An 11,464-nucleotide genomic window follows, 5' to 3' on the forward strand; every position below is an offset into this window, starting at 1 on the left:
AGTAGGGTGTGGGGTGTGGGGTGTGGGGTGTGGGGAAGTAGGGTGTGGGGTGTGGGGTGTGGGGTGTGGGGAAGTAGGGTGTGGGGTGTGGGGTGTGGGAAGTATAAATAAAAATAATCTCCTGTCTCCTGTCTCCTGAATCCTGACTCCTGACTCCTGACTCCTGTTAACTATCTGTGCCTAACATTTGCAGTTTATATAAACTAGCGTAGAGGCCGTCTTCGGTTAATAAATCTTCATGGGTTCCCGATTCGACTAATTCCCCGCGTTTAAGGACAAGAATTCGATCGACATCGCGAATAGTGGAGAGACGATGGGCGATAATAATAGCAGTACGATTGACTAAAATCTGTTCTAAAGCTTCTTGAATTAATACTTCTGTCCCCACGTCTAAACTAGCGGTAGCTTCATCTAAAACTAAAATTTCGGGGTTACGAATAGCGACTCTCGCAAAAGCGAGTAATTGTTTTTGTCCTCCCGATAAATTTGCACCCCGTTCCCGTAAAAGGGTATGATAACCATCGGGTAACTCCTCGATAAAGTGATCGATATTAGTTAATTTAGCTGCTGCCTTCACTTGCTCAAAATCATAATTTTCCCCTAAAGTAATATTGCGAGTAACATCTCCGGCAAAGAGAAAAGTTTCTTGGAGAATGACACCGATATAACGTCTTAATTCCGCTTGGGGAAGATAACGGATATCGATACCATCCACTAGAATTCTGCCCTTACTCGGTTCATAAAGACGACAGAGAAGACGAATAATCGAACTTTTTCCCGCACCGGTGGGACCGACTAAAGCGACTTTTTCCCCTGGATGAATGGTAAAATTGAGACCTTTGATAATATATTCATCGGGTTTATAACCAAACCAAACATTTTCAAAAATAATCTCGCCAGTTTGACGTTTTTCTGGGAAGTAAATCTCTTTATAATTGTTAGAATCGGTGATTTCAATGGGAATACTAATTAATTCACCAATTCGTTCTATAGCAGTAAAACCCGATTGAAACATGGTAAATTTTTCGGCAAACTGACGCAGGGGATTAAAGAGACGTTGGGAGAATAAAATAAAAGCAGATAAAACCCCAAAATCAATGGTTTTCTGGAGAATAAAAATCCCGCCTAACCATAATACTCCTCCCACGGCAATTAATCCGATCCATTCCAAAGTAGCTGAGACAGCCGAATCATAAAAAATTGTTTTATCTAGGGATTGACGATAGTGAGTATTGGTAGTGCGAAACATTTCAGCGTTAAAGCGTTCGCGGCGAAATAATTGAACAATATTGACTCCGACTACATTTTCCTGTAATTGGGCATTAAGTTTTGATAATTCCTCGCGTACTTGATAGTTAGCGCTGCGGTATTGTTTTTGAAAAAAGATAATTAAAGCAGTGACGGGAAATAACATCAACACCAACAATAGAGCTAATTGCCATTGCAGGGTAAACATGGTGATGATAATAACTAAAATATTGACCAAATCGCTGACAACTCCGATCGCCCCACTAGCAAAAACTTCTCCTAATGCTTCCACATCGCTGGTTAAACGAGTGACTAAACGTCCCACGGGAGAGCGATCAAAAAAACTGGAGGAAAGGGAGGTGACATGGGTAAATAAATCTTCCCGGACATTAGCAGTAATTGACTGACCGACTTTCTGCACTAGATAACCTTGCATTGTCCCTAAAATCAGTCGTAAAATAATCGAAGCCGAGAGGATAATAATTAGGGTATTAATGGCTGCTGTTAAGGGCATTCGAGCCAAAAAATCCCAAGTTTGTTCCTTTTGCAAAAGGGAGACCGCTTGACCGATAATTAAGGGTTGTATCGCCCCTGTGAGAGATAGGGGAAAAAGAAGTATTAATGACCAGAATAGCAGGGCTTTTTGCTTTTTTGCGTAGGGAAGTAATCTTAATAATAATCTCCAGTCATTTTCTTTGACCGGAGGGGACACAGGGGAGGATGATAGACTCATGAAGGGATTTCCAATGAAATTCTCGGCAGCCGGGGAGAAATTACCCCTCTGTTGTTAACTTTTCTAACAGGCGATCGATCTGGAAATATTCCTCCATTAATTCTCGAATACCAGCGACTTTTACCTGTTCCTGTAAGCGAATCTTCCCGAAGGCCTGATCGACGATTTCCACGGTACTGAGAGTATCTAAATTTACCGAGAGAATCGGTACTTCTAAATCCTCGGCCCGTCCCAAAATCAGGGGATCTGGAGAGATGGAACCGGTTAAGATTAAACAGGTGGTGGAAGTTTCTAGGGCAGCTAACTGGAGGTCTGTGCGATCGCCACCCGTAATCACGGCCATATTTTCCCCCTTGCGAAAATATTCTAAAGCGGCGTTGACATTCATCGCCCCGATCGCTAAACTTTCTACCATCCAATCCAAACGATCGGGCCGACATAATACTTTGGCCCCCAAAAGATGGACAATTTCCCGAACACTAATACTACGCAATAATTTACTAGCGGGTAACAGTCCTAAAACTTCCACGCCTTGGCCCGCGAGATAGGGTTTCAGGAGGGATTGTACTTCCTCCCAATCATCGGTGGGAATATCGCTAATCACTACCCCCAGCAGCTGATTATTTAATTCCCGTTGCGCTTTCAGCAGACTATCGGCAATCAGGGGAGAACTATAGCGGGCCACCAATAGGATCGGAGTCTGGAGAATTTTGGCCATTTCCCCCATCGATAGCTGAAAAATACTGCCTTCCCAGAGAGTCCCCGGCCCTTCGAGGAGGGTAATATCACTGTTAATCCGATCGAGATAACCAGCAAGAATATTGCCGTAGTCCTGTTTATCTGCACCTTGCAGACGTTTAGCAACGGAATCCACATCTGTATAGATCAGGGGCAAGCGCAGCTGTTCGGGGGATAATTCTAATAATTGCCGAATAAATTCTACATCCTCATCGACCAATTGCCCATCGACGTAGCCCGGACAATTGCCCACTGGTTTGCCGTAACTTATCTCTAGTCCTTTTTGCCGCAAGAGATGCGCTAAACCGACGATAGTTCCCGATTTACCACTGAGGGGTTCCAGGGAAGAGATGAGTATAGATTTGGCTGATTTCGCCACGATTTGCTCCTTTTTAACCCGTAAAATCCCGACTTTTATCCTTCAAATCGCAGCAGTTTCCGATAAAATCCCCGGGAAAAGTCGGCTGAACCTAGCTGCTTAAAGGTTTTAATCGCATCGATGAGATATTCGATCAACTCGGCGTTAATAATCGTCATCTCATAGCTTAGGTCGGCCTGTCCTTCAAATTGTAAACGACAACGGGTCAATTCCGAGGGCAATTTTGATACATACCAAGATGCCACAAAGGGAATCCCTTGACTGTTTTCTATGCGACGACGACCTTCTAAAGATCCGGCTTGATACAAAGCGATCGCATAGGGCAGGATACTATGTTTGTCCTTGGCATAGTAGGGCATATATACTACCACATCGGCCTTATCGGCGGGTTCTAATTGTTCGATAGTTGGCATAATTTACTTAATTCTCTGGTTCACGGCCAAGTTACCATTGACACTGATATTTTCCATATATTTTAACCGATCGCCCCAGGAATCTCCCGATCGAGAAAATAGGCAGAATTGACGACCAGATCATCCCTCTATACTGAGGTTATCATCGGCTATAACTGGTATATGAACCCGAAAAACCGTGCCGGGGTAGAGGGAACTTGTTTGCTCGGGATTGGGACTGATAAATTCAATCGTCCCCCCCATGCTGGTAATTAATTCTTTAGCGATCGCTAAACCCAATCCTGTACCGGGTATATCTCCCCCTGCTTGCACTCCCCGGTAGTGACGTTGAAAAATTCTTTCTTGATCGCTCCTCGCTATACCATAACCCGTGTCTTTAAAAACAATTTCTACACTATTCTTAACATTCTGCACCTCGACGGTGACTTTTCCGCCAGCAGGAGTATATTTGAGGGCATTATCAATTAAATTGCTGAATACTTCCCGCAAACCGGGGATATTGGCGCAAATAAGTGGTATGTCTTCCCCGTGAATCGTTTCTAGACTGAGATTTCTCTCTTTGGCTACGGCCTGGGCCGAAAGGAGCAGCGGATCGAGAATATCATGGAGATCGATCGGAGTTAGTTGGCCGCTGCCAGCAGGCAAGAGAAAGGCGGTGGGGGAAGATTGCGCTTGCAGGAGAGGAATATCGACGGTGGGGTAATTTTCGCTTTCTTGCTGAATTTGTGCCTCAAATTCGGCGATTAAGTCCCGAACTCGATCGCTTTCTCTCAGCATACCAGTAATGGCGGGATCGTTACCCTCTTCGGCTAAAAGCCTTTTGAGTAGAAGTTTACCAAAGGTTTTTAAAGCGGTGAGGGGATTGCGGATTTGATGGAGAAAGGTATCGAGGCGCTGTCGTTGCCATTGTCGATAATAACGTTCTTCTCCCAATTGGCGATCGAGTACACAGGCCAAAGCGAGGGTTTGGGTGATTTTTTCCATCTGGGTTAATTCCCAACTTTGCCAAGGTCGTTTTTCTCGGGTTGTCACCAATAATCCGATCATGCCCTCTTCATACATTAAGGGTAAAAACAAGCGATGACCGCTGACGGTCTCCTGATTACCCCAGAGGTGGGATAAATCTTCTAACTTAACCGCAGTTAACAAGTCTGCCGCCGGTTGCCCCGGTTGTAAGGAAAGCCGCTTTTTTTGGGGAGAAGGGGGATTAAAAGGCGGATAAACAACGACTGGAATTAAATTACTCGATAAAGGTTCAGTTAAATAAACCGCACTTCTGTCCGTTTCCATTTGCTCTCGCAAAAGTTCCATCTGTGTCTGACAGAGGGCAATAAAATCATCACTCAGGGGAGTCCGGGAGGGGGAGGAGAAGGGCATACCAAGAAAGTAAAAAGTAAAAAATCAGAAAACCTAGATACAGCTAGGGTTGCGAGTTTTGTTTCCCAGTTTACATAGGGGAGAATGACCCTCCTCTTGAGTCGAGGGCAACCAGCAAAAAGCAATTAGGACAAGGGTTTGGTCACTATTTTCGGGGTGGATCAAGGTATATATTAAAAAAAGTTTAAGAATAATAAGTTTTGTATCGATATTTGTGGGTGTGTTTTTGTAACAAAAACTTAAACCTAGTCTCAGTCTAGCTTCTAGTCAAACTTGTCTGTAATTGGGTTTGTGAGAGACACTTGATTTCTTGGTCTAGAAGGGATATAATTGCTACGGCTTTTGTAACTATCATTACAACGATTAGCCAAAACAGGAGGTAATTGGGTTGGCCAGAAAACGGAAACGTAAAAGTCGCCGTCGTCAAGAAGGACGTAAGATACTTGAACTTATACCCCAGTATAGTATTGAAAGTGGCGAAGATAAACCCGTAACTGCGGCGCGTAAGTATATTCAAGCTATAGGCATTAGCCCACCAGCTTTATTGATTGTTAAGCGTAACGAGCATACAACCGATCGCTATTTCTGGGCTGAAAAAGGACTGTTTGGAGCGCAATATGTGGAGGAAAACCACTTCCTTTTCCCAAGTTTGCGCGACCTGCAGCCCCAGCCCCAGCCCGTCAAAGCACCGGTAGCAGTTGCTAAATAACTCAAAGGACTATTGATCATATCATGGAAAGTAAACTCGTTTACGGAAAAGTAAACGAGTTTTTTTGTGCATAAGTAGAGTTTGCGGCAAAAAGCTTTTCCTGGGGGCAGGGTGTAGGGTGTAGGGTGTAGGGTGTAGGGTTTTAGCGATTTTGAGGGGGTCAATTACCTAATTTTCAGGGAAAAAGTCCAGGAATTTTCCCCCCGATCACTCCCAGATCTGGTACTTTTTGGTTTCCAAAAAGTCTAAAAGTTTTACCCAACAAGGTTTTTAGATTTTTTCGGCAAACCCTAAATAATCAGTTTTTAATAACCAGATTTAGTATAAAAATAATCTCCTGACTCCTGACTCCTGACTCCTGACTCCTGACGAATGTTACGATTGTTACAACATCTTGACATTAATTCTGATACCCTGACAATGTGTCAATCTGTGCAGTAATGGGGCAGAAACTCAAGTGGTATCGATCCATATTTCTATTGTTGAGGGCAACCCGCACTTGCGATCGCTATTAGCTTGGCATCTGCAACAGGCCGGTTATTTGGTTAACCAATCGGCAACCCTGCAAAGTGCGCGTCAAGCTTTCCTTCATCGTCAACCAACCTTAGCAATTATCGATTCCGACTTGCCGGACGGGGATGGAATCGAACTCTGCCGTTGGCTTTATCAACAAAAACAGTCTTTAATACTGATTCTCTCGGCCCGCAATAGCGAAAAAGACGTGGTCAATGGTTTAAAAGCCGGGGCCGACGACTACCTGAAAAAGCCCTTTGGAATGCAAGAATTTATGGCTAGGGTAGAAGTGTTAACTCGTCGTTTAGGCAGTAGGGCTGCTCCCCTACACTTGGATTATGGGCAATTAAAAATAGATTTAGCCCAACGACGGGTACAATTTCGCGGGGAGTATATCGAATTAACGCCCCAAGAATTTAGCCTACTCTACGTTTTAGCCCAAGCGGAGGGAACACCCCTATCAAGGGCTGATTTACTGCGTCGCGCTTGGCCCGAGGAAATTGATAATCCCCGGACAATTGATACTCATGTTCTCTCTCTGCGGAAAAAAATCGAAACCGATCCCAGGCAACCTAATTTAATTCAAACCGTCCGCAACGTCGGCTATCGTTTTAATCTAGAAATGTTGGCCGAGATGACTTCAGCTTTAGAAGCTAATATTATTGCCTCCACCAAAGGCAATCATAACGGCCATTCCATTAATAAAATTCCTGCTCACAACGTTAGTCGTTAATTCTGGCTTTGTCCGACTGATTAGCAGATTGTCTGCTGAAATCGTCTCCTAACCACTTAATCGAAGCGAGGAGACGAAGGGCAAATTAAACCGTAGTCACCATTGACCGATCCGCTTGTTGCTGAAATTCCGTCAATAAACGCCGGAATTCGTCGCCGTCAATGGTTTCCTGTTCAATCAGTATATCCACCAAGCGATCGATCGCCACACGATTGTCAAGGATAAGTTTTGTTGCTAAATCGTGGCATTGCTTGACAAGTTCCCGTACTTGTGCATCAATTTTCGCCATCATCGCGAAAGAATGGTCGGCATGATAACCAGCAGCAGCACCACCGAGATAGGAATTGCCCTCCTCCTCTAGAGCAATCAATCCCAATTCCGACATTCCCAGACGCGTTACCATCTGTCGGGCCAGATAGGTAATTTTTTCAATATCATTACCGGCCCCGGTGGTCACTTCATCCTCACCGAAGACACATTCCTCCGCCACTCGTCCCCCTAATAATCCCGCAATTCGGGCTAATAACTGGGAACGACTGGTTAAACCCTGTTCTTCATCGGGAGTGAACCAAGTTAACCCCTGCGCTTGACCCCGGGGAATCAGGGTGACTTTTTCCACCTGATCGTGGCCGGGACAGAGAGTACCGACAATCGCATGGCCAACTTCGTGATAGGCGATCAAACGCTTGGCTTTACTATCCACTAAAGCGCGCCCTTCCATACCGGCCACAATCCGATCGATCGCATCGTTGACTTCCGCCATGGTAATCGCCTCTTTCCGTCTTCTAGCGGTAAAAATCGCCGCTTCGTTGAGCATATTAGCCAAATCTGCCCCGGTAAAACCGGGGGTGCGACGGGCGATCGCCTCCAGAGCCACATCAGCAGCCACCTTTTTATCGCGAGAATGGACCTCCAAAATGCCCAAACGTCCCTTAAAATCTGGATAATCCACCACCACCTGTCGATCAAAACGACCCGGACGCAGCAGGGCCGAATCCAAAACATCGGGGCGGTTGGTGGCGGCAATGACGATAATGCCAGTATTTCCCTCAAAACCGTCCATTTCCGTCAATAATTGGTTCAGAGTTTGTTCCCGTTCATCATTACCTCCTCCATAACCGATCCCTCTTTGACGACCAACGGCATCAATTTCATCGATAAAAACCAAACAAGGGGCATTTTCCTGGGCTTTTCGGAACAGATCTCGCACTCGCGACGCACCAACCCCGACAAACATCTCCACAAATTCCGACCCGGAGATGCTGAAAAAAGGCACTCCCGCCTCTCCTGCGATCGCTTTAGCCAGTAAAGTTTTCCCCGTCCCCGGTGGCCCGATTAACAGGACTCCTTTGGGGATTTTTGCGCCAATAGCCGTAAATTTTTCCGGTTGTTTGAGGAATGTCACCACTTCCTGTAAATCTTCCTTGGCCTCATCCACACCCGCGACATCATTAAATTGTGTGTCGGTTTTCGCCTCCATCTGAAACCGCGCCCTTGATTTACCGAAGTTCATCGCTTGACCGGAAGCATTGGCAGAACGACGGATAATAAACACCAATAATCCCAAGACGAGAATAATCACTAACAGGTTAGTGAGAACATTGATCAAGGCCGAATTGTCAGTGCTGGGGAGAATGCCGTACTCAATTTTTTCAGCATCGAGTTTCTTGATTAATTCGGGATTTTGGTCAAATAAATTGACTTCTTTCGGGGGATCCTTGTCCGTTTGACCGACGAGGGTAACTGCTGCCTGCTGCAAAGAAGGATTGATTTCGACCTTTTTTACCTTTCCTTGGTCGATCTTCTCTAACAATTCACCGTAGGTGAGGGTATTTTGGTTTTTTTGACTCCAAGCAGGAGTGACATGGCCAAAGGTTTGCAGAATCATCCAAGTGGTGACAATCCCTTTCCATACTGGCCGACGACCACGATTCTTAGCTGACTTGGCTCTAACTACGGTGAGCGGAGATTTTTGATCCATAATTGACTCTATATCTAGTTACCCTGTATTCATTGTGACAGATCGACTCGATCGTGACCACTGTTCTGTTTTCCCCCAGGCACGACCCCGGGGGCAAATAGTGATGACGGTTTTTTGCTATATTGTATTTAGCTAGGTAGTCTAACAACTGCCTATCCCAATCACTAACAGTTTAGGGAAGTGGGTTTCGCCCGCTTTTTTTATTGTCTAAATCATGACCCATCCGCTCATCCCCGACCTGCTGCACCTAGCCATCCCTATCGCTGAAAACTTGGGGCTAGAAGTGGTCGATATCGTTTTCCAAACCAATAAAAGGCCTCCCGTCCTGCGCGTCGATATTCGCAATCTTGCGGGAGATACCGGTTTAGAGGACTGTGAGCAGATGAGTCGGGCCTTAGAAACCGCCCTCGACAGTCAAGAAATCTTACCCGGGGCCTACGTTTTAGAAATATCTAGCCCCGGTATTTCTCGACAACTGAGCAGTGAGCGCGAATTTCAGTCTTTTAAAGGTTTTCCCGTCATCGTTACCGGCCAGGATAGCCAAGGAAAACCGCAAGAATGGCGCGGAAAACTGCAAGGTAGAGATGAGCAATCTATTTATCTTAACCAAAAAGGTCGCTCCCTGACCATCGATCGCACTACCGTCATCAGCGTCCGTTTAGATGAGCAGCGCAGTAATCAGTAATCAGTAATCAGTAATCAGTGATCAGTAATCAGTAATCAGTAATCAGTAATCAGGGATAAAGATGAAGATAAATAAAGGCTCTTCGGTTGGTGTTATGCAATAGACGGGGGTTATAAGGGATGTAACCCTTATATAGAAAGGCATTTGGCGATTTTTGTCAATTATTTTTTATCTAGAGCGAACTAATCAATTAAGTCTCTTGCCAGATAAGGATTTAGTCGATTTATGCCCCCCTATCGAACCATAACAAATAACGAAGAGCCCAATTACCTTAACACAATCTAGTTTCGGCATAAAAGATATTTTGTATAAAGGATATCTCGATAAATTGACTCACAAAAATGGCTATGGTAGAACCCTAAATACAGTAAACGGATAAGCCTACTGTACTTAATTCCATTCCCTAACGAGGTCATTTATCGATGAGTCATCTTTTCAGGCAGTCGCGCCACCTCGCCGCTCTTTTCAAAATCGCCGCCACAACCACCGGAGTGGCCTTAGCTCTAACGACTGGAACACCCGCGCGCGCGGCGGGTTTTCTCCCCTTTTCCTTTCAAACCAACGTTACCGCGAGTCCGGACCTAACCGGAAATCCTAATCTTCTCAACGATCCCACTAGAGATGTCCGTCTCGATTCGGTGGTTTTCAACGGTTTAACGGTCAGTCAGTTTGATCTGGTCAATGCGGGTCGGTTTATCCGCAACGATACCGCCGACGTTACCGTGGGGGGAGTCACATATACTAACGGAATTCTCCATGCGGGTCACGGACCGAACACGACTAGCGATCCCCTGGTCGGGGAGGGTCCAGGGAAACCGAACCCCACCGACGCGGATATCGCCGCCAGTTTGGGCAATTTAAACCTGAATAGTCTCCTCGTAACCCGTGAGAACGCCGATACTGCAATTATCGAGGTTTCTTTCCTCCGACCGGTGAATACGTTCTTTTTCTGGGAACGGGGGGGAACGCCGGGGGGAACCGTTGCGGGGGATAGCGATTTACTGGTGGAAGCGCTCGCGGACGATGGAACGACGGTCTTAGCCAGTTATAAAATTTTACGCGCGAACTACACGAAAGCGGACTATAACATCAGCACGATCGTTCCTCCCGTCCTCAACAACGGCCCGTTCAATATTGGTTCGATCGGGATTCGGCTCGACGGTATCCGCGCGCAAACCCTGCGCTTAACTAGCGAGCGCAATAACGATCCCCAACGTTTGAACGGAGTCGGCGATAACGGGCCAGATTTCAAAGTAATCGCCGCCGATGTCAAGGTTCCCGAACCGAGTGTCGTGTTCGCCACCCTACTCGCAGGAAGTCTTGGAATCTTTGTGAAACGAGGCAAGGCTTGATCGTTCTACTCGCAGTAGGATAGGAAGTGAATGCTTTTAATGCTGTTTAAATGCTATCGACCAGCGAACTGTCATTCACGAAAAAATAGCGATAAATGGGTTAAAACCCTCTATTTATCCATTATTAAGGAGATAATCACCCTTTTTCCTCGATCGCACAGATCGAGGAATTTATCCTTTATTTTCGTCCGTAAGTGCCTATGTCTGACCGTTACCGTTTCGAGACGCTACAAGTACACGCCGGCCAGGAACCTGCCCCCGGAACCAACGCCCGCGCCGTTCCCATCTATCAAACCACCTCCTACGTTTTCAACGATGCCGACCACGGGGCGCGACTGTTTGCCCTGGAAGAGTTCGGCAATACACCAGGATCATGAACCCGACCACCGATGTCTTCGAGAAGCGGATCGCGGCTTTAGAAGGAGGCGCAGCGGCCCTGGCCACCTCTAGCGGTCAGGCGGCGCAATAATGGAATGGGCCTTATCCCCCTCCGTTTAACCCGAACTGGGGTTAAGCAATAAAATTAAACGCCAAAATCCCATCATTAAAATCGTTATCGCTGATATTGGGTAAGTTCCCCGGTAAATCCTCAAAGCCAAAGAT

The 11,464-nt window shown here is 46.0% G+C and carries 11 protein-coding genes; 6 read left to right on the forward strand and 5 right to left on the reverse strand.

Going from position 1 to position 11,464, the window contains the following annotated elements; genetic code table 11:
- Nucleotides 1–166 precede the first annotated feature (166 nt).
- The 4 genes from PX482_RS24225 to PX482_RS24240 all read right to left on the reverse strand — a co-directional run bounded on the left by PX482_RS24225 (nt 167) and on the right by PX482_RS24240 (nt 4,888).
- A complete protein-coding gene (locus PX482_RS24225; protein ID WP_004159523.1) occupies nt 167–1,981 on the reverse strand; it encodes an ABC transporter ATP-binding protein in 1,815 nt (604 codons plus the stop codon).
- A 40-nt stretch (nt 1,982–2,021) separates the two neighbouring features.
- Nucleotides 2,022–3,098 (reverse strand): phosphotransacetylase family protein, encoded by a 1,077-nt coding sequence (locus PX482_RS24230; RefSeq protein WP_004159525.1) that lies wholly within the window; start codon nt 3,096–3,098, stop codon nt 2,022–2,024.
- 35 nt (nt 3,099–3,133) lie between these two features.
- Complete coding sequence (gene ebsA, locus PX482_RS24235) at nt 3,134–3,511, reverse strand: type IV pilus biogenesis protein EbsA (RefSeq protein ID WP_004159530.1); 378 nt, start codon at nt 3,509–3,511, stop codon at nt 3,134–3,136.
- 120 nt (nt 3,512–3,631) lie between these two features.
- Nucleotides 3,632–4,888: a GAF domain-containing sensor histidine kinase gene (locus PX482_RS24240; protein WP_004159531.1), complete on the reverse strand. Its 1,257-nt coding sequence runs from the start codon at nt 4,886–4,888 to the stop codon at nt 3,632–3,634.
- 388 nt (nt 4,889–5,276) lie between these two features.
- On the opposite strand from PX482_RS24240, the gene PX482_RS24245 reads away from it, so the two are divergent.
- Both PX482_RS24245 and PX482_RS24250 read left to right on the forward strand, forming a co-directional pair.
- A complete protein-coding gene (locus PX482_RS24245) occupies nt 5,277–5,597 on the forward strand; it encodes a DUF3155 domain-containing protein (RefSeq protein ID WP_002798554.1) in 321 nt (106 codons plus the stop codon).
- A gap of 457 nt (nt 5,598–6,054) precedes the next feature.
- A complete protein-coding gene (locus PX482_RS24250) occupies nt 6,055–6,843 on the forward strand; it encodes a response regulator transcription factor (RefSeq protein WP_004159539.1) in 789 nt (262 codons plus the stop codon).
- Nucleotides 6,844–6,928: 85 nt separating this feature from the next.
- Here PX482_RS24250 and ftsH read toward each other — a convergent pair whose 3' ends face one another.
- On the reverse strand, nt 6,929–8,824 hold the full coding sequence (gene ftsH / locus PX482_RS24255; protein WP_004159541.1) for an ATP-dependent zinc metalloprotease FtsH: 1,896 nt from the start codon (nt 8,822–8,824) through the stop codon (nt 6,929–6,931).
- A gap of 214 nt (nt 8,825–9,038) precedes the next feature.
- On the opposite strand from ftsH, the gene rimP reads away from it, so the two are divergent.
- From rimP to PX482_RS28215, 4 genes are all read left to right on the forward strand, one after another.
- A complete protein-coding gene (gene rimP / locus PX482_RS24260) occupies nt 9,039–9,509 on the forward strand; it encodes a ribosome maturation factor RimP (RefSeq protein ID WP_288025779.1) in 471 nt (156 codons plus the stop codon).
- A gap of 422 nt (nt 9,510–9,931) precedes the next feature.
- Nucleotides 9,932–10,861 (forward strand): exosortase-dependent surface protein XDP2, encoded by a 930-nt coding sequence (locus PX482_RS24265; protein WP_288123137.1) that lies wholly within the window; start codon nt 9,932–9,934, stop codon nt 10,859–10,861.
- A 200-nt stretch (nt 10,862–11,061) separates the two neighbouring features.
- A complete protein-coding gene (locus PX482_RS24270) occupies nt 11,062–11,238 on the forward strand; it encodes a PLP-dependent transferase (protein WP_502888577.1) in 177 nt (58 codons plus the stop codon).
- The gene (locus PX482_RS28215) at nt 11,235–11,330 is read left to right on the forward strand and encodes a PLP-dependent transferase (protein WP_338420907.1); all 96 of its coding nucleotides are present in this window, start codon (nt 11,235–11,237) and stop codon (nt 11,328–11,330) included. Before PX482_RS24270 ends, PX482_RS28215 begins: the two co-directional genes overlap by 4 nt.
- Nucleotides 11,331–11,464: the final 134 nt, after the last annotated feature.

This window comes from Microcystis sp. M53602_WE12 (genome assembly GCF_030065455.1).
GTDB lineage: Bacteria > Cyanobacteriota > Cyanobacteriia > Cyanobacteriales > Microcystaceae > Microcystis > Microcystis aeruginosa.

Excerpts from the sequence above, each read along its gene's own strand:
- PX482_RS24225 (WP_004159523.1), bottom strand. The coding sequence starts at position 1,981 with ATGAGTCTATCATCCTCCCCTGTGTCCCCTCCGGTCAAAGAAAATGAC.
- ebsA (WP_004159530.1), bottom strand. The coding sequence starts at position 3,511 with ATGCCAACTATCGAACAATTAGAACCCGCCGATAAGGCCGATGTGGTA.
- PX482_RS24240 (WP_004159531.1), bottom strand. The coding sequence starts at position 4,888 with ATGCCCTTCTCCTCCCCCTCCCGGACTCCCCTGAGTGATGATTTTATT.
- ftsH (WP_004159541.1), bottom strand. The coding sequence starts at position 8,824 with ATGGATCAAAAATCTCCGCTCACCGTAGTTAGAGCCAAGTCAGCTAAG.
- rimP (WP_288025779.1), top strand. The coding sequence starts at position 9,039 with ATGACCCATCCGCTCATCCCCGACCTGCTGCACCTAGCCATCCCTATC.
- PX482_RS24265 (WP_288123137.1), top strand. The coding sequence starts at position 9,932 with ATGAGTCATCTTTTCAGGCAGTCGCGCCACCTCGCCGCTCTTTTCAAA.
- PX482_RS24270 (WP_502888577.1), top strand. The coding sequence starts at position 11,062 with ATGTCTGACCGTTACCGTTTCGAGACGCTACAAGTACACGCCGGCCAG.
- PX482_RS28215 (WP_338420907.1), top strand. The coding sequence starts at position 11,235 with ATGAACCCGACCACCGATGTCTTCGAGAAGCGGATCGCGGCTTTAGAA.